At 65.6% G+C, this 21,917-nt stretch carries 21 protein-coding genes; 7 read left to right on the forward strand and 14 right to left on the reverse strand.

Annotated features, from left to right (window positions below):
• Positions 1 to 27: 27 nt before the first annotated feature.
• Positions 28 to 1,269: an FAD-dependent oxidoreductase gene (locus tag DEM26_RS12000; protein ID WP_109172476.1), complete on the forward strand. Its 1,242-nt coding sequence runs from the start codon at positions 28 to 30 to the stop codon at positions 1,267 to 1,269.
• Positions 1,270 to 1,294: 25 nt separating this feature from the next.
• Complete coding sequence (locus DEM26_RS12005; RefSeq protein WP_109172477.1) at positions 1,295 to 2,218, forward strand: ornithine cyclodeaminase family protein; 924 nt, start codon at positions 1,295 to 1,297, stop codon at positions 2,216 to 2,218.
• 19 nt (positions 2,219 to 2,237) lie between these two features.
• On the opposite strand, the gene DEM26_RS12010 is transcribed toward DEM26_RS12005, so the two are convergent.
• Genes DEM26_RS12010 through DEM26_RS12020 form a run of 3 tightly spaced genes read right to left on the reverse strand, consistent with a single transcriptional unit; the run spans position 2,238 to position 5,357 of the window.
• On the reverse strand, positions 2,238 to 3,416 hold the full coding sequence (locus DEM26_RS12010) for a DegT/DnrJ/EryC1/StrS family aminotransferase (RefSeq protein ID WP_109172478.1): 1,179 nt from the start codon (positions 3,414 to 3,416) through the stop codon (positions 2,238 to 2,240).
• The gene (locus tag DEM26_RS12015) at positions 3,416 to 4,639 is read right to left on the reverse strand and encodes a TCR/Tet family MFS transporter (RefSeq protein ID WP_075774459.1); all 1,224 of its coding nucleotides are present in this window, start codon (positions 4,637 to 4,639) and stop codon (positions 3,416 to 3,418) included. The genes DEM26_RS12010 and DEM26_RS12015 overlap by 1 nt, the downstream gene beginning before the upstream one ends.
• Before the next feature lie 46 nt (positions 4,640 to 4,685).
• Positions 4,686 to 5,357, reverse strand: coding sequence for an HAD-IA family hydrolase (locus DEM26_RS12020; protein ID WP_109172479.1), 672 nt, complete (start codon positions 5,355 to 5,357; stop codon positions 4,686 to 4,688).
• A 107-nt stretch (positions 5,358 to 5,464) separates the two neighbouring features.
• Here DEM26_RS12020 and glmU point away from each other — a divergent pair, with 107 nt between their 5' ends.
• Genes glmU through DEM26_RS12035 form a run of 3 tightly spaced genes read left to right on the forward strand, consistent with a single transcriptional unit; the run spans position 5,465 to position 9,477 of the window.
• Positions 5,465 to 6,811, forward strand: a complete 1,347-nt coding sequence (gene glmU, locus DEM26_RS12025) for a bifunctional UDP-N-acetylglucosamine diphosphorylase/glucosamine-1-phosphate N-acetyltransferase GlmU (protein ID WP_075774457.1) — start codon at positions 5,465 to 5,467, stop codon at positions 6,809 to 6,811.
• A gap of 3 nt (positions 6,812 to 6,814) precedes the next feature.
• Complete coding sequence (gene glmS / locus DEM26_RS12030) at positions 6,815 to 8,629, forward strand: glutamine--fructose-6-phosphate transaminase (isomerizing) (RefSeq protein ID WP_109172480.1); 1,815 nt, start codon at positions 6,815 to 6,817, stop codon at positions 8,627 to 8,629.
• Positions 8,626 to 9,477 (forward strand): DNA alkylation repair protein, encoded by an 852-nt coding sequence (locus DEM26_RS12035; RefSeq protein ID WP_109172481.1) that lies wholly within the window; start codon positions 8,626 to 8,628, stop codon positions 9,475 to 9,477. Before glmS ends, DEM26_RS12035 begins: the two co-directional genes overlap by 4 nt.
• Here the strand turns inward: DEM26_RS12035 and DEM26_RS12040 are convergent.
• The 3 genes from DEM26_RS12040 to DEM26_RS12050 all read right to left on the reverse strand — a co-directional run bounded on the left by DEM26_RS12040 (position 9,472) and on the right by DEM26_RS12050 (position 12,146).
• Positions 9,472 to 10,161: a D-lyxose/D-mannose family sugar isomerase gene (locus DEM26_RS12040; protein ID WP_088718918.1), complete on the reverse strand. Its 690-nt coding sequence runs from the start codon at positions 10,159 to 10,161 to the stop codon at positions 9,472 to 9,474. The genes DEM26_RS12035 and DEM26_RS12040 overlap by 6 nt on opposite strands.
• Positions 10,162 to 10,187: 26 nt before the next feature.
• Entirely contained in the window at positions 10,188 to 10,961 is a 774-nt protein-coding gene (locus DEM26_RS12045) for a gamma-glutamyl-gamma-aminobutyrate hydrolase family protein (RefSeq protein ID WP_075774454.1), read from the reverse strand.
• 123 nt (positions 10,962 to 11,084) lie between these two features.
• Positions 11,085 to 12,146, reverse strand: coding sequence for a Hint domain-containing protein (locus DEM26_RS12050; protein ID WP_109172482.1), 1,062 nt, complete (start codon positions 12,144 to 12,146; stop codon positions 11,085 to 11,087).
• A gap of 207 nt (positions 12,147 to 12,353) precedes the next feature.
• Between DEM26_RS12050 and DEM26_RS12055 the strand changes: the two genes are divergently transcribed.
• Positions 12,354 to 12,590 carry a hypothetical protein gene (locus tag DEM26_RS12055; RefSeq protein WP_109172483.1) on the forward strand — a complete coding sequence of 79 codons (237 nt, stop codon included), beginning with the start codon at positions 12,354 to 12,356 and terminating at the stop codon, positions 12,588 to 12,590.
• A gap of 11 nt (positions 12,591 to 12,601) precedes the next feature.
• Positions 12,602 to 12,949 (forward strand): hypothetical protein, encoded by a 348-nt coding sequence (locus tag DEM26_RS12060; protein WP_075774451.1) that lies wholly within the window; start codon positions 12,602 to 12,604, stop codon positions 12,947 to 12,949.
• A gap of 342 nt (positions 12,950 to 13,291) precedes the next feature.
• On the opposite strand, the gene DEM26_RS12065 is transcribed toward DEM26_RS12060, so the two are convergent.
• The 8 genes from DEM26_RS12065 to DEM26_RS12100 form a co-directional block, all read right to left on the reverse strand.
• Complete coding sequence (locus tag DEM26_RS12065; protein WP_088721799.1) at positions 13,292 to 14,530, reverse strand: aminopeptidase; 1,239 nt, start codon at positions 14,528 to 14,530, stop codon at positions 13,292 to 13,294.
• Between the two features lie 80 nt (positions 14,531 to 14,610).
• Positions 14,611 to 15,582, reverse strand: a complete 972-nt coding sequence (gene galE / locus DEM26_RS12070; protein ID WP_109172484.1) for a UDP-glucose 4-epimerase GalE — start codon at positions 15,580 to 15,582, stop codon at positions 14,611 to 14,613.
• Positions 15,583 to 16,887, reverse strand: coding sequence for an SEL1-like repeat protein (locus tag DEM26_RS12075; protein WP_088721801.1), 1,305 nt, complete (start codon positions 16,885 to 16,887; stop codon positions 15,583 to 15,585).
• A gap of 20 nt (positions 16,888 to 16,907) precedes the next feature.
• Entirely contained in the window at positions 16,908 to 17,387 is a 480-nt protein-coding gene (locus tag DEM26_RS12080) for an A24 family peptidase (RefSeq protein WP_075774447.1), read from the reverse strand.
• Positions 17,384 to 18,109: a helix-turn-helix transcriptional regulator gene (locus tag DEM26_RS12085; RefSeq protein WP_157771571.1), complete on the reverse strand. Its 726-nt coding sequence runs from the start codon at positions 18,107 to 18,109 to the stop codon at positions 17,384 to 17,386. Before DEM26_RS12085 ends, DEM26_RS12080 begins: the two co-directional genes overlap by 4 nt.
• Before the next feature lie 378 nt (positions 18,110 to 18,487).
• On the reverse strand, positions 18,488 to 19,489 hold the full coding sequence (locus DEM26_RS12090; RefSeq protein WP_109172485.1) for a type II secretion system F family protein: 1,002 nt from the start codon (positions 19,487 to 19,489) through the stop codon (positions 18,488 to 18,490).
• A gap of 16 nt (positions 19,490 to 19,505) precedes the next feature.
• Entirely contained in the window at positions 19,506 to 20,477 is a 972-nt protein-coding gene (locus DEM26_RS12095) for a type II secretion system F family protein (protein ID WP_075774444.1), read from the reverse strand.
• Between the two features lie 3 nt (positions 20,478 to 20,480).
• Complete coding sequence (locus tag DEM26_RS12100; protein ID WP_109172486.1) at positions 20,481 to 21,911, reverse strand: CpaF family protein; 1,431 nt, start codon at positions 21,909 to 21,911, stop codon at positions 20,481 to 20,483.
• Positions 21,912 to 21,917 lie beyond the last annotated feature (6 nt).

Below are 21,917 nucleotides of genomic sequence, written 5' to 3' on the forward strand. Positions count from 1 at the left end.
TTGGGACATGGAAACACGGGAGCGGAGATGGGGCAGCCACGTCATATCGTGATCGGAGCGGGCATCGTCGGCATGATGACCGCATGGGCGCTGGCGCGGCGCGGGCTGCCGGTGTCGGTGGTCGACCGCCTGCCCGGCCCCGCGGAGCTGTGTTCGCGCGCGAATGCCGGGATCGTCTCGATCGGCCATTCGAGCGCATGGGCGGGGCCGGATGCCTTGCCGCAGCTGCTGCGCGCGATGGCCGGGCGCAATCCCGGTGTGAAGCTGACCGCGCCGTTCGATCCGGCGCTATGGCGTTGGGGGACGCGCTTCCTGCTCAACTGCACAGGCGCCGCGCAGGCCCGGAACACCGCGCGGATGATGCGGCTGGCCGAGACCGCGCGCGCCGCCCTGCCCGAGATGGCGCAGGAGTTGGAGCTGGACGCACTTATCCGCTTCGAAGGCGGACTTTATCTTTATAATGCGACGAATGAGATCGACGCCCATGACGACGGGCGGTTGACGCGGATCGACCCGGACTGGCTGGCCGAGAACGATCCGCTGCTCGCCAAGGCGGGTTTTGCGGGCGGGTTCCTCTCGCCGATGGATGCCGCGGGCAATTGCTACGAGGTGACCCGCGCCGCCGCCAAAGCGCTTTCCGCCAAGCACGGTGTGCAGTTTCGCTACAACAGCGCGGTGACCGGGTTCAGCCATGCCCACGGCAAGATCACCGGGGTCAACCTCGCCGACGAGACGCTGCCTGCGGCGCAAGTGATCCTCGCCGCCGGGGTAGAGACGCCCGATCTGGCCCGGCCTCTGGGCTTTGCGCCGGATATCTACCCGGTTAAGGGGTATTCTGGGACATGGGATGTGCGCGACCAGAGCCGCCTGCCCCGCCACCCCTATATCGACGAGGCCGCGATGCTGGCCGTGGCGTCTTATGGCGGGGTGTTGCGGGTTACCGCGATCGCCGAATTCGCCGGGCGCGACCGGACGCTGCGCGAGGATCGCACCAAGGTGCTGACCGATTACGTCGCCGCACGCTTCGGCGATGCGGTGAGCGATGCGCCGCCCGTTCTCTGGACCGGGCTGCGGCCCTCGACCCCGCATGGCCCGCCCTTCCTTGGCCGGGTGAAGGCTTACGACAACCTGTGGGTCAATGCGGGCCACGGGCAGTTGGGCTGGACGCTTTCGGCGGGCTGCGGCGCGCTTCTGGCCGATGCGATCACCGGTGCCGCCAACGGCCCGCGCGAGGTGTCGGCCCCGGCGCGCTGGCTGGTGCCTCTGTGACGCCCGAGACAATGAAGGAGACGACATGAGCCCGAAGATCATCCCCTATGACATCGCGGAAAAGCTCGACTGGCCCGGCGCGATAGCTGCATTGCGCGCGGGCCATACGCGCCCGAAGGCGGAGTTGGGCGATACGTTTCTCGGACCCTCGGATGCGGTGCTGCTCAGCCGCGCGGCTTACATTCCGGGGCTCGGTTACGGGGTGAAATCCTTCACCGTGTGCGATGGCAACGCGAAGGCGGGGCTTCCCACGGTGCAAGGCGCGATGGTGGTGTTCGAGCCCGAGCATGGCCAGCCCACCGCGATCGTCGATTGCCCGCTGGTGACCGAGTTCAAGACGGCTGCCGATTCCGTTCTGGGCGCGCAACTTCTGGCCCGCCCGGACAGCCGCCGACTGCTGATCGTGGGCGGGGGCCGGGTCGCGCGCTCGCTGATCGCGGCCTATGCGGCGGGCTTTCCGGGGCTGACGGAGATCACGCTCTGGACGCGCCGCCCCGAGCAGGCGCAGGAGCTGGCTGCTGGGCCTGCCCCCGAGGGCGTCACGCTGCGTGCGGTGAGCGATCTGGCCGACGCTGTGGCCGAGGCCGATATCGTCAGCAGCGCCACGATGGCGCGCGCGCCGGTCCTGAAGGGCGAATGGGTAAAACCCGGCACCCATGTCGATCTGATCGGGGCCTACAAGGCCGATATGCGCGAGGCCGACGATGCGCTGATCTCGACGGCGAGTCTCTTTGTCGACAGTCGCGACACCACATTGGGCCATATTGGCGAACTGCTGATCCCGATCCGCGAAGGGGTGATCACGCCCGAGGCGGTGAAGGCCGATCTCTACGACCTGATCGACGGCGCACGCGGGCGGGAAAGCGCCGAGGAGATCACGCTCTACAAGAACGGCGGTGGCGCGCATCTCGACCTGATGATCGCCGACTGGATCTCGCGCGCAGGCTGAGTGTCAGCGCTCCACCTCTTCAAACCTCGGCCTCTTCGCGCAGGATGCGCGCGATCTGGGCGGCATCGTCCGTCGAAAAAGTCAGCGGCAGGCGCAGGTCAAGCAGCGTCGCCAGCACCGCATCGGTGCGCGGCAGGTTCTGCGCTTCGGCGTAGCGCCAGCTGTCATGGCGCGAGGTGAAGCCCGCAGGCTCATCCGCGCCGAACCATTTCAGCTCAACCCCGCGGGCCGCAGCCCGGGCGACGAAATCCAGCATCTCGGGGGCGGAGCGCCCCGGCAGGCGGAACTGGAAGGACGAGCCGACATAGCTCTCGGCCTCGGGGCGTTCGATCAGCGCGATACCCTCTGCCCCGGCAAGCCCGGCCTCGATCTCTCGGTACAGCGCGTTCCAGCGCGCCACCCGATCCGCCAACGTCGGCAGCTGCGGGCGCAGGATCGCGGCGCGCAGATTGTCCATTCGGCCCGAGACATTGGGCGTGTCGTATTTGAGCCCCTCGAACACCTCCGGCCGCGGCGCGGCGCGGTGCCGCTCATAGAGCATGTAGCTGCCCGACAGCAGGATCATCCGCGCCGCCAGTTCCGCGTCGTCGGTTACGATCAGACCGCCCTCACCCGAATTCATGTGCTTGTAGGTCTGGGTCGAATAGCACCCGATCGCGCCATGCCGCCCCGAGGGGACACCGCCCCAAGCCGCCCCCATCGTATGGGCGCAATCCTCGATCACCGTCACATCATGGGTGCGCGCGATCTCCATCAGCGCATCCATGTCGCAGATATGGCCGCGCATATGGGAAAGCATCAGCACTCGGGCCTGCGGGGCTTTCGCCGCGAGATCCTCAAGATCGATGGTCAGCTGGTCGGTGACCTCGACCAGCACGGGCTTGCCGCCGACCGCCGCGATGGCGCCGGGCACGGGCGCAAGCGTGAAGGCATTGGTCAGCACCGGATCACCCGGACCGACGCCCACGGCGCGCAGTGCACAACCCAAGGCATAGCCGCCCGAGGCCACCGCGAGGCAATAGGGCGCACCGGTCAGCCCCGCGAATTCCTCCTCCAGCAACGCCACCTCGCCCGGTTCACCCGGCACCGTATTGTAGCGATGCAGACGTCCCGAGCGCATCACCTCGACGACACGTTCGATCGCCTCCTCCGGGATCGGCTCCTGCTGGGTGAAATTGCCGTTGAAGACCTCGGACATCACTCGACCTTTCTTGCACGCACGAACAGCGCCAACGCCGCCAGCAGGATTACGGAGGCCACGTAAAAGGCCATGTCCGGCGTGCGGATCGGGGCGTTCTCGGCGAGGAATATCCCGAACACTTGGGTGAAGAACAAGGTGCCCGCCAGCATCGCGAGGTTCATCAGCGCGGAAATGCCACCCTGCAGCGCGCCCTGCGCATCCTCGGGCACCGCGTTGGACATCAGCGAGGCGATCATCGGATGCACCAGCCCCTCGATCCCGGTGATCAGCAGGACGATTAAAACCATCGCCAGCGAGGTCGACAGCCCCAGCGCAATGGTCATGCCGATCCCGACGATCAGCCCGATCGCCGCCACCCGCGCCTCGCCCAGTCGGGACGCAAGTGGCCCAGCGAGCCCGCCCTGAAAAATCGCCGCGACGACCCCATAGCCTGCGAGTGTCAGCCCCACCATTCCCTCGGACCAACCGAATTTCGCCATCCCCCAATAGGGCCAGATCGCGGGATAGACCGCCGAGGCGAACAGATAGACGCCAAGGGCAGTGCCCATAGGCAGCACGCCCGGATACCGCGCGAAGACTTTCAGCGTGCCCAGCGGATTGCAGGCGCGCCAGTTCACCGGACGGCGCAAGCCCTGCGGCAGACTTTCAGGCAGCACGATCAGCCCGTAGATCAGGTTCAGCCCCGAGAGCGCGGCGGCGACGAAGAAGGGAATGCGCGGGCCAAGCTCGCCCAGAAATCCGCCAAGCGCGGGCCCCGCGATGAAGCCGAAGCCGAAGGCCGCGCCGATCAGTCCGAAGGCGCGGGCACGCTCGGCCGGCGGGGTGATATCGGCGAGATAGGCGTTCGCGATGACGTAGGACGCGCCGCAGATGCCAGCTACGATCCGGCCCACGAAGAGCCAGAGCAGCGTCGGCGCGAAGGCGTGAAACAGGTAATCGACACCCAGTCCGCCGATCGCAAGCAAGAGGAGCGGACGCCGCCCGAAGCGATCCGAAAGGTTGCCCATCAGCGGCGCGAACAGGAATTGCGCGAGGCTGAAGGCCGCGAACATCCAGCCCCCGATCCGGCTCGCCTGCGCCAGATCGACGTGGCCCACATCCGCGATCAGCGAGGGCAGCACGGGAATGATCAGGCCGAACCCCACCATGTCGAGAAACACCGCGATCAGAACGAAGGCGGTGGCGTGAAAGCGCGAAGGACCGATGGGCGCTGCGGTCATGGCTGTTGAAGGGGCCATCCGGGGCGGCACAGCCCCGCCGCGCCCCTCATTCGAGCATCCGCGCCACGAGCGCGGGCAGATCGTCGAAATGGTCGAGCATCGCCTCGGGCGCGAGACGCTCGATGCCACGCCCCTCGGGCCCGAAGGTCACCAGAACGCAGGGCACACCGACGGCACGAGCGGTCTCGCGATCGGTATTGGTGTCGCCCACCAGCAGAGAGGTCTCGACCTTACCACCCGCACCCTCGACGGCGGCGAGATATGGGTCGGGTGAAGGTTTGCGCAGCGGCAGCGTATCGGCACCGATCAGCGCATCGAAGAGACCGGTGACGCCGAGCCGCTCGAGCAGAACACGTGCGAGACCTTCGGGCTTGTTGGTGCAGACAGCCGTGGCAAAACCCTGATCACGCAGCGTTTTCACGGCCGCTTCAGCCCCGGGATAAAGCTGCGTATGCCGGTCGATATTCTCACCGTAATGCGCGAGTAGCGGGTAATAATCGGCCTCGACCAAGGCTGCGATCTCGCTCTCCGCCAAGCCCAGTCGGCCATAGCCCGCCTTGAGCATCGCGCGGCCACCGTGGAAGGCGATCAGCGCGTCGCCCGCGGGATCGAGAAGCGGCGCGTGTCCGCGCGCCGTGAAGCAGGCGTTGGCCGCCGCGATCAGATCGGCGGAGGTGTCGGCCAAAGTCCCGTCGAGGTCGAAAACCACCGTGCGCATTGCCCATTGCTCCTTCCGTAACACCGCGAAAGGAAGCGTGAAGACGCACCACTTGCGGCAAGCAAGCCAATGGTTAAAACGGGGCCGAGCAGAAGAAAAGGTATCTCATGGCGATTGCATTGATCACCCTCGCGGCGGGCCAGGGCACCCGAATGAACTCCGACCTGCCGAAGGTGCTGCATCAGGTGGGCCGCGCGCCGCTTGTGGCCCATGCGCTGGCCGCCGGACGGGCACTCGAACCCGAGACCGTGATCGTCGTCGCAGGTCACGGTGCCGAGAAGGTGAAGAAAGCCGTCGCAAAGATTGATCCCGAGGCACAGATCGTGCTGCAGGAAGAGCAGCTCGGCACCGGCCATGCAGTGGCGCAGGCCCTGCCTGCGCTCGACGGGTTCGACGGCCGCGTAATCGTGCTTTACGGCGACACGCCCTTCATCCGCCCCGAGACGCTGGAGCGGCTCGCGGCGTCCGAGGCGGCGGTGACCGTGCTGGGCTTCGAGGCCGCCGATCCGGGCCGATACGGGCGCTTGGTGGCGCAAGGCGACACGCTGGACCGGATCGTGGAATTCAAGGATGCCACGGATGAAGAACGCGCCATATCCCTCTGCAACTCTGGCGTTATCGCCTGTGACGCGGTGCTTCTGACCGAGCTCGTCGCGGGGCTGTCGAACGAGAACGCTTCGGGGGAATACTACCTCACCGACATCGTCGAAGCCGCACGCAAGAAAGGTCTCTCGGCCAAGGTCGTGACCTGTGATGAAGCCGAGACGCTGGGCATCAACACCCGCGCCGAACTCGCCCGCGCCGAGGCCCTCTTCCAGGAACGGATGCGCGCCGAGGCGATGGAAAACGGCGTGACCATGGTGGAGCCCGCCAGCGTCTGGTTCGCGCTCGACACCTATATCAGCCGCGATGTCGTGCTGGGACCGAATGTCGTGTTCGGCCCCGATGTCACCATCGAATCCGGCGCGGTGATCGAGGCCTTCTGCCATCTCGAAGGCTGCCACATCTCGCGTGGCGCCACCGTCGGTCCCTTCGCCCGCCTGCGCCCCGGCGCGGAGCTCGCCGAGGACGTGCACATCGGGAACTTCGTCGAGGTGAAGAACGCGATCCTCGCCGAAGGTGTGAAAGTCGGCCATCTGACCTATCTGGGCGATGCCGATATCGGTGAACATACGAATATCGGCGCGGGCACGGTGACCTGCAATTACGACGGGGTGATGAAGCATCGCACGACTATCGGCGCGAACGCCTTCATCGGCTCCGACACGATGTTGGTGGCCCCGGTGACGGTGGGCGACGGCGCGCTGACGGGCTCGGGATCGGTAATCTCGAAGGACGTCCCGGCCGAGGCGATCGCGATCGAGCGCTCCGAGCAGGTAAACCGCCCGGGCCTCGCCACGAAACTCTTTGCGAAGCTGCGCGCGGAGAAAGCGCGGCGCATGAAGAAAGATTGATAAATGTGCGGAATTATTGGCGTTCTCGGGAAGCACGAGGTTTCCCCCTGGCTCGTTGAGAGCCTCAAGCGGTTGGAATATCGCGGCTATGACAGTGCCGGGATCGCGACGGTGAACGAGGGCAAGCTGGACCGCCGCCGGGCGGTGGGCAAGCTGTGGAACCTGTCCGATCTGCTGGTGCATGAGCCGCTTCCGGGCAAGTCGGGCATCGGCCATACCCGCTGGGCGACCCATGGCGCTGCGACCCAGGGCAATGCGCATCCGCATCGCTCGGGGCCCGTCGCGGTCGTGCATAACGGCATTATCGAGAATTTCCGCGAGTTGCGGGCCGAGCTGGCCGAGGCCGGGATTACCCCGGAGACGCAGACGGATACCGAAACCGTCGCGCTTCTGACGCGGATGTTCATGGATCGCGGCATGGACGCGCGCGAGGCGGCAGTCGCGACGCTTGGCAAGCTCGAAGGGGCATTCGCCCTGCTGTGGCTGTTCGACGGCGAGGACGATCTGTTGATCGCGGCGCGCAAGGGCTCTCCGCTCGCGATCGGGCATGGCGACGGCGAGATGTTCGTGGGCTCGGACGCGATTGCGCTCGCGCCGATGACCGACCGGATCACCTATCTCGAAGAGGGCGATTACGCCTTCGTCACCCGCGCGGGTGCCGAGATTTTCGACGCCGAGGGCCGCCGCGCGAACCGCGACGAGAGCCGCATCGACCTAGGCCAGGCGCAGGTCGAGAAGGGTGGCTACAAGCATTTCATGGCGAAGGAAATCGCCGAGCAGCCCGTCGTGCTTGCTGACGCTTTGCGACATTATCTGCCCGAAACCGGGCTGAACCTGCCGGATGACTTGGACTTTTCCAACATCGACCGGATTGTCCTGATCGCCTGCGGCACGGCGCATTACGCCTGTGCGGTGGCGAAATACTGGTTCGAGGAATTCGCGCGTATCCCGGTCGAAATCGACGTGGCCTCGGAATTCCGCTACCGCGAACCGCCCTTGTCGAAGCGCAGCCTCGCCATCTTCGTCAGCCAGTCCGGGGAGACAGCCGATACGTTGGCCGCGCTGCGCTATTGCTCCGAGCGCGTCGCGAAGACCGTGGCCGTCGTGAACGTCCCCACTTCTTCCATCGCGCGCGAAGCCGACATCATGTTGCCGATCTTCGCCGGCGTTGAGGTCGGCGTGGCCTCGACCAAGGCCTTCACCGCGCAGCTTCTGGTTCTCGCAGTCATGGCGCTGAAGGCGGGTCGCGACCGCGGCGAAACGGACGCGGCAATGCTTGCCGCCCATGCCGAGACGCTACGCGCCCTGCCAGGCCTGCTCAATCAGGCGCTGGCGATTTCCGAACCGATCTCGCATCTGGCCGAGCAACTCGCAGAGGCGCAGGACATTCTCTTCCTCGGACGCGGCGCAATGTATCCGCTGGCGCTGGAAGGCGCGCTGAAACTCAAGGAAATCAGCTACATCCATGCCGAAGGCTATGCCTCGGGCGAGCTGAAGCACGGGCCGATCGCGCTGATCGACCGCACCGTGCCGGTGATCGTGATGGCGCCACATGACAAGCTCTTCGACAAGACCGTGTCGAACATGCAGGAGGTGATGGCGCGCCACGGGATGGTGCTGTTGATCTCCGACAGCAAAGGCATCAGCGCGGCGCAGGACGGGACTTGGGGCACGCTGCAACTTCCTGATATCGCTGAACCTTTCGCGCCGATCCTTTACGCGGTCCCGGCGCAGCTGCTCGCCTATCACACGGCGGTCGCGAAAGGCACCGACGTCGATCAGCCGCGCAACCTCGCCAAGTCGGTGACGGTCGAATGAGCCGCAAGAGGGGCAAGAAGCGCGTCGCGCGGCCGAGCGCGGCGGATTACGCTCCGCTCGACCCGGCGGAGGACGCAAAGCTGCGCGCCGAGGCCGAAGCCTACGCGGCCTCAGATGCGGAATATGAGAGCTTCGCCGAGGAAGAAGACGCCGACGAGCCGCTCGGCCCGCCGCCCACGCTGGAAGATGCGCTTTTCGCGCTGGAAAGCTGGGCGGATGCCGAGAAAGCCGCCGAAATGGCCGCCTATCACAAGGCGGAGCGGCGCTATTTGGGCGTGGCCGTGCCCGCGATCGAGGACATGGTCGCACTATGGCGTGGCCAGCTCGACGTGCCGGGGCGGGTCGAACTCGCCCGCGGACTTTGGGACAGCGACATTCACGAGGCGCGGATCGCGGCGGCCAAGCTGCTGACGCAAGCGCGGCTGCGCCCTGACGACGCCGCATGGGACTTGATCGCAAGCTGGGTGCCGCAATTCGACGCTTGGGCGATTGCCGATCACGCGGCCAAGGCGGGCTCGAAACGGCTTCAGGCCGAGCCCGCGCGGCTTGACGAAGTGGCGGATTGGGTGCGCTCGGATCACATGTGGACGCGGCGCGCGGCCTTCGTCTTCACCCTGCCCTGGACCAAGCAACGCAATCCCAGGCCCGAGGACGAGGCGGTCCGCGACGAAGTTCTGGGCTGGGCCGCGCAACTGGCAGAGGATCGCGATTGGTTCATCCAGAAGGCCATCGCATGGTGGCTACGCGAGCTGAGCAAGAAAGACCCGGCGCGGGCACAGGCCTGGCTGGCCGAGCACGGCGAAAGGCTGAAGCCCTTCGCCCGCAAAGAAGCCAGTAAATACTTATGAAGTCAGGAACTTGTCGTAGTCGCTGACCAGCAGGTGGCGGGGAGCTTCGTCTTCCTCGATCTCGGAGAACCGCCCGATATCTTCGCGGAAAATGTTGTCGGTGTTGTCGTCATTGACGGTCGAGACCTCGCCGATCAGAACGTCGCCGCCCTCACCCCAGAAGGCATGCCAGTCGCCGGGGCGCAGGGTCACGCTCTCGCCCGGACGCAGGATCAGAACCTCGCCGGGCTCGTAGCGGCGCGGGACACCGTCGCACATCACCTGCCCGCCCGCAGTGTCGTCAAATTTGCCATCTACATCAGAGCCGTAGAGCTCGATCGCGAGGTTCGCACCGCCACGGTTGATGATGTCCTCGGCCTTGATGATATGGGTATGCATCGGGCTGATCTGGTCCTTGCGTGAGATCAGCAGCTTTTCGGCATAGGCCATGCCATGGCCCGCCTGAAGATCGCGCAGATCGCCGTTGCGCAGGGTGAAGAGGAACAGGCCCAGCTTGTCGAAATCGCCCTGACCGTAGTCGGTGATGTCCCAGCCCATCGCGGCTTCCACGATGCGCTGCGCCTGCGGAAGGCGCGCCTTGAACTCGGCCGGGCTCCACCACGCGAAGGGCGGCAGGCGGAAGCCGAATTCCTGGATCATATCCTCGGCCGCGGCCATGATTTCGTTCACGCGCGAGCGTTTCATCTGTCTCTCCGTTTTGTCTTCGCGGCTCAGGCAACGCAGGCGGCGGGCCGTTCGCCGCGCGCCCAAGCGCGTACCGCATCGCCGAATGCCTCGAACAGAGGCCGCGAGACCGGATCTTCCGCCGCACGCCATTCGGGATGCCATTGCACCGATAGGGTAAACCCGGGGGCGTCCTTAACATAGATCGCTTCGGGAGTACCATCGGGGGCGCGCCCCTCGATCACGATCCGCGTACCAGCGGTGCAAACGCCCTGCCCGTGCAGCGTGTTGGTCTCGACCTCATCCGCGCCGAAGAGACGCGCAAACCTGCCGCCGGGTGTAAGCGTGACCATGTGACGGTTCGAGAACCCTTCCTCGAGCGTCCCCTCGGGGGGCATCCGGTGGTTCAATCGCCCGGGAAGCTCGCGGATCTCGGGGTGGAGCGTGCCGCCCATCGCGACGTTTACCTCCTGAAACCCCCGACAGATGCCAAGGAAGGGCTGCCCGTTTTCAACGCAGGCCCGCACCAGCGGCAGGGTGATCGCGTCGCGGGCACGGTCGAAGGTGCCGTGCTTTTCGGTCGGCTCTTCGCCATATTCATGCGGATGGACGTTCGGCCGCCCGCCGGTCAGCAGGAAGCCGTCGCAGACCTCCATCAACTCCTGAACGGACACATATTCGGGATCGGCGGGGATCAGCAGCGGGATGCAATCGGAGACCTTGCTCACCGCTTCCGAGTTGAGCTGCCCGCCTTCATGGACGGGGTAGCGGTCACCTACTAGGCCTCTATTGCCGATGATGCCGACGACGGGTCTGGTCATTGAATTCTCCTTTGTCCCGAAGCTAAGGCGGCGTTCGGGCGGAGAAAAGGCGCAAAATGCGCACGAAGCCGTGCATCTGACGCACAGCCCAAGCTTGCAGCGATCTCGCGCGGATTTGCCCGTTCACGCGGCCAGATCATGGCGCAGGATCGCGGCCTCGGAGGGCTTGAGCGCGCGACGGGCGAAGGCGCCGTAGCTAAGCGGATTTTCCTCGACCTCGGGCAGGAGCGCCTCGAGTCCGGCGCGCTGGTCGCGAGCGATCATCTCGAGCCGGGTCGAGGCGGGGTGGAAACTCTCCGTCTCGAGCCCGTTCGCGGTCAGCACCTGATGGCGCTCGAACATCAGGTGGATGTAGCTCAGGCCTTTTACCATGCCCTCGAAGCGGATCTCGTGGCCATTCACCAGATCGCATGCGCGCACCAGAACCTCGTCCTCGGCGAACAGCGCCTGTGCGGCGCGGCCCCGCACCAGCATCCGGTGCTGCGGCGACACGATCAGATCGCGGTCGGGCCGCGCGATGCCGAACGCTCCGGCCGAGATGCGCACCGGGCGCAGATGCGGCATCGCATGGAGCCGCGCGCCGGAGATGTCGCGCTTCCCGATCCAGCAGATCGGCTGCGCCCCGTCATCGCGGGTCATCACGCGGTCGCCCTCGCGCAAAGCTTCGACCGGGCGGCGGCCCCGGTCGGTTTCGATCAGCGTGCCGGGCGTGAAACAGATGACGCCCGCAGGTCCCTGCCGCGCCGCTTTCGGTCGCAGATCGAGGGCGCGATCAACCACCCACAGATCGCTGTCCACCGGCGGCATCCGACCGGCGAACATCAAGATGCGGGTGCCGCTTTCGGGCAGTTCGATCAGGGTGACGACATAGGCGTGATAGCCATCAGTCACGGTAAAGCTTTGATTGGGCGTCTCGATCTCATCGGGCTCGTCGAGCGTGCGGGGGCTTCCCACCGCCTCGCCCAAAAGGCGGCGCACCGCGCGGGCGGCTTTCGTGCGCCGCTCCGCCTCGCCGCGCGCATTATGCAGGATGAGCCGATCGTTTGGCCCGTCGACGCAGATCGCCTGCCCCGTCCAGCGCCAGCACGCGCCAACGGTCACGACATCCAGCGGCGGCACCGGCGTGCCGTCGACCTCTGTCTGCGCCCATGAAATGACGAAGGTGCCCTGATAGCCCGCCTTCATTGCTCTGATCCTGCCCGTATTTTTGCGAGGACTTATGTCTGCCCCCTGCTTATTGAGTGTCACGGTATCATGATGAATTTCCGATGTGAATCCCCATCTTGACGCTTGGGGCAAGCCGCATTCACCGAAACTTGCGCGCGCCCGAGCTTGCCACGCGCCCGCGCAACTGCATCTTCCGTCGGGAAGAGCAGCCTGAGGAGACTCACGATGAAAGCTATTGCCCTGATCGCAGCCCTCGCCTGCGCCGCGATGCCGTCGCTGGCCGCCGCGCAGCAGCAGCCGCTCAATCCGATTGAGATTCAGCGCGTTCACGCTCTGGTCGGAAATGTCGACCTGTCCAACCTCACCGACCGCCAGATCGTGCAGATCAAGGACGCGCTGGTTCAGAATGTCGATCGCACCGCGAAAGAGACGCTGATCCGCATGGCGCTGAAGAAGAAATGAGGAACCTGCTTATGACCATTCGACTTACCGCTTCCGCGCTTGGTTGCAGCCTGGCAGTCGCTCTTGGCCTCGGCACCGGCATTGCGCAAGCGGGCGCCGCGTCGCAACCGCCCGGCGGCCTCGGTCCGCAAGCTCCCAAACCGCAGAGCTCGAGCGGCCCCGACCCGGCCTATTTCATGCCCGCCAATCCGCATCTCAGCATGCTCGATCAGACGCGCGCCGCGAAATTCGCAAAAGGCAAGTCGCTCGAAGATATCGGCTTCACGCAAGTCGCGGCGATCGAGAACGCATTGCTGCATCCCTCGCTCGCGCAGAACCGCGAGGCGCTCATTACCAAGAGCCTCGATACCGGTCAGTGAGCAATACGGGAATTCGGGCTCTTTCCGCTCAGGCTGGGCACCGCCCGGCCTGAACGCGTTTTCGGGGAGGAGGATCGAAAATCCGCGTCGGCCGGGCGGCCCTTCACACGGCGCAAGATGCGCGGGTTGCCCAAGAGGGTCAGCCAAGCCCGACCCTTGCTTTCAGATTTCGCCTAGTTTCCGTTTTCGTCAAGCGGCACCCGCGTAGCGCGGTGCCCTGCTACCCCGGCCGTTTCGAACTGCGCAGAACGGGGCGAAATTCCCTGCATCCGCACAAAAAATAAGCGCCCGACACACCAATCGGCGTGTCGGGCGCTATACTTTGTCAGGTTCCGCGGGCGATCAGGCCCATTCGCCCTTGCGGAAGACCGGGACGCGGGTGCCGTCGGGCTTGATGCCGTCGATATCGGTCTCGGGACCGCCGATCATCCAGTCGACATGGATCATCGAGCTGTTGCCGCCCTTCGCCGCGACCTCGTCCTCGCTCAGCTCGCCGCCGTTGATGAAACATTTCGAATAGCACTGCCCCATCGCGATATGGCAGGCCGCGTTCTCGTCATAGAGCGTGTTGAAGAACAACAGCCCCGAGGCCGAGATCGGCGAGCCATGCGGCACCAGCGCGACCTCGCCCAGACGGCGCGCGCCCTCGTCGGTGTCGATCAGCTTTTGCAGCACCGCCTCGCCGCGGCTGGCCTTCGCCTCGACCACTTTGCCGCCCTCGAAACGCATCTCGATATTCTCGATCAGGCTGCCTTGATGCGACAGCGGTTTGGTCGCGCGAACAATCCCGTCGACGCGCTCGGCATGGGGCGTGGTGAAGACCTCTTCGGTCGGGATGTTCGGGTTGCAGACGACGCCGTTATTGGCCTCCGACGCACCACCGCTCCATTCGTGATCGTCGGCGAGACCCACGGTCAGATCGGTGCCACCACCGGTGAAGTGCAGCGCCGAGAAGCGCTGCTCGTTCAGCCAGTCGCGGCGCTTGCGCAGGGCGGCGTTATGCGCCTCCCAAGCGGCGACGGGATCGGGCTGGTCGGCGCGCGAGGCCGCGAAGATCGCGTCGGCCAGTTTGCCCACGGCCTCCTCTTCGGGCAGGTCGGGGAAGACGCGCTTGGCCCAGGCCACGGTCGGGTAGCTCACGATCGACCAGTTGATCTCGAAATTCGAGATTTTCTCCAGCGCCGGCTTGTAGGCGATGGAGTTGGCCTTGCCCGCGCGCGAGACTTTTTCCGGGTCCTGTTCCGACAGCAGCATCGGGTCTTCGCCGACGATCGCCATGCGGGCCGCGCCGCCTTCGTAAGCTTTCGCCATGCCCTGATAGAGCCAATCGGGCGCACGGTCGAAGCTGGCATCCTTGGCGTTCTCGAACCGGGCCAAGGTGATCTCGCCATCGCTGAGGATCGGGGTGAACGTGCCAGCGCCCGCGCGATAGGCTTCGGCGGCGATCCGGCGCACCAGCGGCAGCGCTTCGACGGGCGCGGTCAACACCAGATCCTGACCGTCTTGCAGGTTCAGCCCCACCTGCACGGCAACCTCGGCCAGCCGGTCGAGAAGTTGCGGATCGATTGCGTCGCTTGCCATGAGAGCCTCCTGAGTTGCGTTGAGCCGCAAGATAGATGGCTGGGCGGCAGGCTCAACCCCGGCGATGGGCGAACCCGAGGTCAGAGACCGAACCACGGGGCGGCATGGGACACGATCTCGTCAAGTTCACGGTAGCGCGCGGTAAAGCCCAGAGCGTCGCGCGCCCGCGACGGATCGGCCACCAGTTCCGCCGGATCGCCGGGGCGGCGCAGAGCGTCCTCGAAGGGCACCTTGCGCCCCGTCACCCGCTCGACCGAGGCGATCACCTCGCGGATCGACGCGCCCCGTCCGGTCCCTAGGTTCAGTTTCAAGCTATCTCCGCCGCCCTCCAGGTGATCGAGCGCCAGAAGATGCGCGCGGGCCAGATCGTCGACATGGATATAGTCGCGGATGCAGGTGCCGTCGGGCGTCGGATAATCCGTGCCGAAGACCTTCACCGCCGGGCCCTGCCCCGAGGCCGCACGCAGCACCAGCGGGATCAGATGGGTTTCCGGGTCGTGGCGCTCGCCGATCTCGCCGCTCGGATCGGCGCCGCTCGCGTTGAAGTAGCGCAGGGCCGCGAACCGCAACCCGGTCGCGGCGGCGGCATCCTCCAGCATCCATTCGCAGATCAGCTTGCTGCGGCCATAGGGGTTGATCGGGTTTTGCGGCGTGTCCTCGGAAATCGGCAGCGTCTCGGGCGTGCCATAGGTGGCGCAGCTCGACGAGAAGACGATCTTGTCGAGCCCCACCGCCTGCATCGCGCCCAGAAGGGCGGTCATCCCACCCAGATTGACGTCGTAATATCGGGTGGGCTCGGCCACGCTCTCACCGACATAGGCCAGCGCCGCGAAATGGATCACGGCGTCGATCCGGTGGTCCTCGAGCGCTGCCTCGACCAGATGCCGGTCGCGCAGATCGCCCTCGACCAGAGGCCCCCAGCGCACCGCATCGGCATGGCCGCGCGACAGATTGTCAAAGACCACAGGGGTGTGCCCCGCCTCGGCGAGCGCCTTGCAGCAATGCGACCCGATGAAGCCCGCGCCCCCGGTGACCAGAACCTTCGACGTCACTTAGGCGCCCCACCCGTCGCGCAGCATCGCCCCCACGATCTCGGGCGCGAGAACCCCGTCACGGCAGGCCATATCGCCCGGCATCTTGCCGCAGGCGCGCTCCATCGCGCGCAGCGTTCCGCGCCCGGCGAAGCCGTCGAGCGGGCCACGGTACAGCCCCTGCTTGGCGAGATGTTTCTGGATCAGATAGACCGCGAGCCTCGGATTGGCCTTGAAAAGGTCGCGTGCCTCTGCGGCGGACATCTTGGCCATGGCCGGCGCGATCTCTCCGGCGAGCGGCGCGAAATCTGCGTCGTGCCGATGCATCGCTGCGCGGATGGTCATCTCGTAATTCGCCCGCTCTTCCGGCGTGAACAGATCGGCATGCGCTTCTAGGAACGTCGACGCCCCCTTGGGATCGCGCCGCACGTTGTAGGCGTTGCCATCGCGCAAGAGACCGACGAGATAGCGCGCCGCCGTGCGGTTGCCTGCTTCGGCGGCCTCACGCAGTTGCGCCACCGCCATTTTGCCATCACCGCGCATCGAGATGCCCCAGATGCGGCGTGTGGCGTCGAGCACTTCGATCCGCTCGTTTCCGGCCGCACGGGCGGCCTTGGCGTAGCCGTCGAACTTGGCCCGCGAGACCTTGCCGCTGCCGAGATAGCCATACATCGCGCCCTCGGCCAGCGTCGCATAAGCGCTGCCGATGCCCGCGGCCCCTGCGCGCTGCAACATCGTCTCAGCCGCGGCCGGATCGCGCTGCGACCACATCATCTCCTCGCCAAATTTCCACAAGCCGGTCGCGTCGCCCGCCTCCGCCGCAGTCTCGAACAGGTCGCGCGCCTTTTCGCGGTTCCGGGGCACGCCGATGCCATAGAGATAGGCTTCGCCCAGCTTGATCGCCGCATCCCGGTTTCCCGATTTCACCTGCGCCTCGAGAAGGGCCCGGCCACGGTCGGTGTCGCGCGGCAGCACCCAGCCGCCCAGCAATTGCTCGCCCAGCACGCGCGCGGCGCCAGCATCGCCGGCATCCGCGGCTTGCGACAGGAGCTCCGTCGCGCGGGCGCGATCCGTCGGGACCGGACCACCCCAGAGGAGCAACTCTCCGGCCATCCGCGCGGCCTGGGCATTACCCTCCGACGCCGCGCGTTCCAGCATCGCGAGCCCCGTCTCGGGATCGGCGGGAACCTTCGGTGTCCCCCAGATCAAATCATGAGCACGCGCCGTCGTATCGGGCTGCGTCTCCTCTGCCTGCACCGCGCCACCTGCGACGCAGAGCACGAGGGCGAACGCCCCCAACGTGTCGGTCCAAATCTTGCGTGACATAGGTCCTCCCTTGGCGGGGCCTACCCGCCGACCAGATAAGGCAAAGCCAGACCGGCAAGCGCGATCGAGACGCCCATCGGGAGCTTTCCCCGTGCGTAACAGCTCTTCCAACCCAAGCGAGGCCCGAGGCGCGCCGCAACTGGCGCGCTTTGCAGCCCCATCGTCAGCGCCGAGCCTGCGAAAAGCGCGACGGAAAAGGCGATCAAAAACTCCCCCATCGCCGCAGAGGGCACGAACAGCATCAGGGCCGCGAGGAATTTCACGTCCCCGCCTCCGAAGGCGCGCAGCACGAAGAAGACGTAGCCAACCGCGAAAGTGATCGCTGCCGCGGCCAGCCGCAGGCTCAGTTCGTGCAGAGCCAGGAACGGCGCGCAGAGCGCAAAGAAGCCCAGCGTAATCAGCACGATCCTGTTCGGGATGCGCATCTCGCGCAGATCGCTGAGCGCGACCCAGATCAACACCGGGGCCAGCGCCGCCAGCGGCAGGAGTTGCGCAGTCATGCGACCCGTCCGGATTTCGCGCCGCCGAGTTCGAACGGCAGTCCGGAGACAAGCTGGAAGGTCAATTCCGCCAGGTTGCGCGCGCCGGTCTTGGAATAGAGATTGCTTAGATGGGTGCGCAGGGTGGATTCCTTGATCCCCAGCTCCGCAAGCATCTGATCGGGCGACTGGCCATGGCGCAGCAGCAGGCAGACGCGATATTCCGAACGGCTCAGGCGCGCCGGGTTATCCGCGCTCAGAATCGGCGAGCCGATGAGCGGCGCGGCCTGCTTGGCGGCCGATTTCAGCAAGCTCTCGGTGAACATGCCTCGCGCGCGGTTGTGCCAGGTGCGGCTAAGCGTATCGCCGAGCGTCGTCAGCACAGCCTGCTGATACTGGCGCAACTTCTCGGTGAAATGCAGCTCCAGCGTATCGACCCAGCGATCGCTGATCTCGAGCGGGATGACCACCATCTCGATCAGGTTGCGACGGGCGAGCGCCGAGGCGACCGCAGGCGGCACGTCCTCGTCCTGCATCGAGCGATACCAGGTCGAGCCCTTCTTCGCCTTGTCCAGGTAATCGCCCAGCAGATCGCCCGCGAAGCTTTGCTCCAAGGGGATCCGGCAACCCGATCTCGCCCTGTCGTGAACCAGCGCCCGCGCCGGTGCGCCCGCATCTCGCGGATAGCGCGCCAATATGATGGCCTCGGCCCCGATACTGTCGGTCAGATATCTCAATGCCATGCGGAGCGGGTTCGTCCCGTGCAGACACTCACACCACTGTGCAACGGCCCCAATCATGCCCGCTTCGATAGCGCGCTCCTGCCCGGGCGGTGCCCCGGCTGTTCCATAGTCTCGCATGGTCCCCACCATCCCCAGAAACTATTATATGTGGCCCCTTTTCTTAGCGTGACAGCGCGTGGGCCATCTCTAAGCGTAACTCCTAAATGGTTTAATTCCTAAGCTAGCCATTTGGACTATATCCACAGAACCCAGGAATGTATCCACAGGCAACCGATACACCCATAGGTTGCAATTTCGGCATTTAGGTCGAAATTTCGTCCGTAAAAATTGCCCGTAAACAATGCCTTGGGAAAAGCGCCGATTTGGAAACGATTCGATTTACTGGGCGTAGTTCATAAAATATCGAATCACCACGGGGCCGACCGCGATCAGGATCAGCGCCGGCAGCATCAGCGAAGCGAGAACCCCGGACATCTGCACCGGCAGGCGATTGGCCTTTTCCTGCGCGCGCATCTCGCGGATGCCACGCAGATCGGCGGCATAGGTTGTCAGGGCCTGTGCCATGGACGCCCCGAAGCGCAGCGACTGGCTCGCGACATTGGCGAAAGCGCGCACGGTCTCGACCCCGGTGCGGTCGGCCATGTCCCGCAGGGCCGCCTCGCGCTCGCGACCGGCCTGGACCTGTCGCTGCACCGAGAGGAACTCGAAGGAGATCTCCGGCGAGGTCTCGGCCAGTTCGTTGCCGACGCGAGTCATCGCCGCATCGAACCCCATGCCGCTCTCGATGGCGACCTGCATCAGGTCGAGCGCGTTCGGAAAGCTTTCCTCGATGCGCAACCGCCGCTCACGCATCCGGCCGTTGAGCCACATCAGCGGCAGCAGGTAACCGCCAGCGACAAGGCCGGTGAGTATCTGGTAGGTCGCGATACCGCTCAGGCTGCCGAGGCGGGCATCCAGCCCCAGCGGCAGCGCGATGTCGGGGCTACGCGCGGCGATCAGGAGCCCCATGAAAATCCCCGGCAGACCGATCCCCAGCGCGATCCGGATCATTGTGAAGCGGCGCAAGGCGCTCGCCCCGGACAGCCCGGCCTGCGCGAGTTTGCGTTCGAGCTTGGAGCGGGTCTGGCGGTCTGCGGGCACGAAGGCCTTCAGGATCTGACCCGGACGGGCTTCCGGCGCCTTGAGATAGCCATGCTCGGCACGTCCCCCCGTTTTCGGCCCGCCAATGGCCGCAATGCGCTCGGCGGCGCGGTCGCGCTGGAAGGCGGCCTGAAGGCCGACGATCAGCAGCAGCAGGCCGAAGCCGATTCCGGCGGCCAGAAGCGTCTCGGGCGCGATGCCCATCCGAAGCGCAAAATCCTCGATCCGTGTCATCAACATGGTCTCTCTCCCCGGCTCAGATCCGGAACTGCACCAAGCGGCGCAGCACCACGGCATTCAGGACAATCAGCGTGATGACGATGATCGCCATCGTGCGGAACATCGGCTGATCGGCGACCTCGCCATAGTAATTGGGCGAAATCAGCGAGGTGAAGCCGAACATGATGAAGGGCAGAGCGGTCAGGAACCACGCCGAGGCGCGTCCCTCCGCCGAGATCGCGCGGATCTTGCGCCGCATCGAGATCCGGCCCCGCGTCGTCGCCGCCAGCACTTCGAGGACGCGGGCGAGATCGCCGCCCGTGCCATGCTGGATGCCGATGCTGGCCGCGAGATAATCGGCGTCTTCCAGCCCCACCCTCTCGGCGAATTCCAGCACCGCGTCAGGAAGATCTTCACCGTAGGTGACCTGATCGAAGATGATGCCGAACTCGGTGCCGATCGGGTCCGGCATTTCCTCGGCCACGGCGCCGATCGACATGTTCAGCGGATGGCCGATCTTCAGACCGCGCGCCAGCATGTCGAGCGCGTCGGGAAGTTGGCCGGTCAGCACCTTCATCCGCTGCGTCGCCCGCGAGCGCAGGACCAGAAAAGGCAGAACCAGCCCGATGACCAGTGCCGCCGGGGCCGCCCGCAACGGGCCGAGCGGCGCAAGCGCGAGTACGAAACTCCCGATCGTAAGCGCGGCGCAGAGCAGCAGGAATTTGTCCGGCCCGATCCGGAAGCCCGCACGATGCAGCAGGCGCGGCAGGTCGAAGCTCTTGGGGAGCCGCGCGATCCATCCCTTGCGCGGATCGGGCTTGAGCAGCGCAAGCACCTCCTCGGTGTCGCGGCCCTTCGCGATCATCTTCATCCGGCGGCTCTTGGCCTCGCCGCTGGTCTCCGTCCGGTTGAGCAGATGCAGCCCCCCGGTCAGCGCCAGCAGCACGCCAAGCGCGATGCCGCTATAGGCGACATAGGCGGCAAGGTCTTTTTCGATTATCTCCCACATGGCTCAGTGCCCCCGCATCTTGAAATCAGTCGGATCGACCGCGACGCCCGCTGCGATCAGGTCTTCGAGGCAGCGCGGGCGCAGGCCGGTGGCGGTGAACTCGCCCTCGATCGCGCCATCTGCGGTGGTGCCGGTCTTCCGGAACGTGAAGATGTCCTGTATCATCACGATATTGCCCTCCTGCCCGGTGATTTCCGAGATCGACAGTACCCGGCGGCGGCCGTCGGAGAGGCGCGCAATCTGCACCACGATGTCGAGTCCGGAGGCGATCTGCGAACGGATCGCGGTCAGCGGCATGTCGAGGCCGATCATGGTCACCATCTGCTCGATCCGCCCCAGGGCATCACGGGCGGAATTGGCGTGGACGGTGGTCATCGAGCCGTCATGGCCGGTGTTCATCGCCTGCAACATGTCGAAGGCTTCCGAGCCGCGCACCTCGCCCACGATGATCCGGTCGGGCCGCATCCGGAGCGCATTCTTCACCAGATCGCGCTGGAGCACCGCGCCCTGCCCGTTCGGATTTGGCGCCCGGGTTTCCAGCCGCACGACGTGCTCCTGCTGCAGCTGCAGTTCCGCTGCATCCTCGATCGTCACGATCCGCGTGCGCGGGTCGATGGCGGCAGAGATCGCGTTCAGCAGCGTCGTCTTGCCCGAGCCGGTGCCGCCGGAAATCAGGATGTTCTTGCGGGCATGGACCAGCCCCTGCAGGAACCGCGCCGCCGCCCCGGTCATCATCCCGGTCTCGACGAGCCGCTCCAGCGTATAGGGCTGGCGCGAGAACTTGCGGATCGAGAGGCTCGGCCCGTCGATCGCGCAAGGCCGGATGATCGCGTTCACGCGGCTGCCGTCATCGAGCCGCGCATCGACCCAAGGGTTGCTCTCGTCGATCCGGCGGCCCACCCGCGAGACGATCTTGTCGATGATCCGGAGCAGATGACGCTCGTCGCGAAAGCGCACCGCGGTGCGCTCCAGCACGCCGTGACGTTCGACGAAGACGCGGTTGCAGCCGTTGACGAGAATATCGTTGATCGAGGGATCGGCCAGCAACGGCTCGAGCGGGCCAAGGCCCAGCACCTCGTTGAGAAGCTCGTCGACCAGCGTCTTGAACTCCTCCGCGCGCAGCGGGGTTTTCGCGTCGCGCAGTTCTTCGCTGACCAGTGCGGCCACTTCGCGGCGGAGTTCCTCAGGCACGACCTTGTCGAGCATCGACAGGTTCAGCCGATCAAGAAGCGCATCGTGCAACCGGCTTTTCAACTCCAGCGCGCGGCGCTGGCTTTCTTCGTCGATCGAAGGCGCCGCCGGTTTCGGCGGGTTCTTTTGCGCGACCATCTCGCGCGCCTCTTTCGGCGGACTTCCCGCGAAGGGCTTGCCGAGCGGGATCACCTTCTCGGTCTCGGTACGTTTGGACCCGCGATCCGTGAAATTGCGAAACATCTCGTG

This window comes from Thioclava sp. NG1 (genome assembly GCF_003122275.1).
In the GTDB taxonomy this organism is placed as follows: domain Bacteria; phylum Pseudomonadota; class Alphaproteobacteria; order Rhodobacterales; family Rhodobacteraceae; genus Thioclava; species Thioclava nitratireducens.

Coding starts and splice junctions, on each gene's coding strand:
- DEM26_RS12100 (WP_109172486.1), bottom strand. CDS start 21,911: ATGTTTCGCAATTTCACGGATCGCGGGTCCAAACGTACCGAGACCGAG.
- DEM26_RS12035 (WP_109172481.1), top strand. CDS start 8,626: ATGAGCCGCAAGAGGGGCAAGAAGCGCGTCGCGCGGCCGAGCGCGGCG.
- DEM26_RS12060 (WP_075774451.1), top strand. CDS start 12,602: ATGACCATTCGACTTACCGCTTCCGCGCTTGGTTGCAGCCTGGCAGTC.
- glmU (WP_075774457.1), top strand. CDS start 5,465: ATGGCGATTGCATTGATCACCCTCGCGGCGGGCCAGGGCACCCGAATG.
- glmS (WP_109172480.1), top strand. CDS start 6,815: ATGTGCGGAATTATTGGCGTTCTCGGGAAGCACGAGGTTTCCCCCTGG.
- DEM26_RS12050 (WP_109172482.1), bottom strand. CDS start 12,146: ATGAAGGCGGGCTATCAGGGCACCTTCGTCATTTCATGGGCGCAGACA.
- DEM26_RS12015 (WP_075774459.1), bottom strand. CDS start 4,639: ATGACCGCAGCGCCCATCGGTCCTTCGCGCTTTCACGCCACCGCCTTC.
- DEM26_RS12095 (WP_075774444.1), bottom strand. CDS start 20,477: ATGTGGGAGATAATCGAAAAAGACCTTGCCGCCTATGTCGCCTATAGC.
- DEM26_RS12065 (WP_088721799.1), bottom strand. CDS start 14,530: ATGGCAAGCGACGCAATCGATCCGCAACTTCTCGACCGGCTGGCCGAG.
- DEM26_RS12080 (WP_075774447.1), bottom strand. CDS start 17,387: ATGACTGCGCAACTCCTGCCGCTGGCGGCGCTGGCCCCGGTGTTGATC.
- DEM26_RS12020 (WP_109172479.1), bottom strand. CDS start 5,357: ATGCGCACGGTGGTTTTCGACCTCGACGGGACTTTGGCCGACACCTCC.
- DEM26_RS12045 (WP_075774454.1), bottom strand. CDS start 10,961: ATGACCAGACCCGTCGTCGGCATCATCGGCAATAGAGGCCTAGTAGGT.
- DEM26_RS12000 (WP_109172476.1), top strand. CDS start 28: ATGGGGCAGCCACGTCATATCGTGATCGGAGCGGGCATCGTCGGCATG.
- DEM26_RS12010 (WP_109172478.1), bottom strand. CDS start 3,416: ATGTCCGAGGTCTTCAACGGCAATTTCACCCAGCAGGAGCCGATCCCG.
- DEM26_RS12005 (WP_109172477.1), top strand. CDS start 1,295: ATGAGCCCGAAGATCATCCCCTATGACATCGCGGAAAAGCTCGACTGG.
- DEM26_RS12085 (WP_157771571.1), bottom strand. CDS start 18,109: ATGGCATTGAGATATCTGACCGACAGTATCGGGGCCGAGGCCATCATA.
- DEM26_RS12090 (WP_109172485.1), bottom strand. CDS start 19,489: ATGTTGATGACACGGATCGAGGATTTTGCGCTTCGGATGGGCATCGCG.
- DEM26_RS12075 (WP_088721801.1), bottom strand. CDS start 16,887: ATGTCACGCAAGATTTGGACCGACACGTTGGGGGCGTTCGCCCTCGTG.
- DEM26_RS12055 (WP_109172483.1), top strand. CDS start 12,354: ATGAAAGCTATTGCCCTGATCGCAGCCCTCGCCTGCGCCGCGATGCCG.
- DEM26_RS12040 (WP_088718918.1), bottom strand. CDS start 10,161: ATGAAACGCTCGCGCGTGAACGAAATCATGGCCGCGGCCGAGGATATG.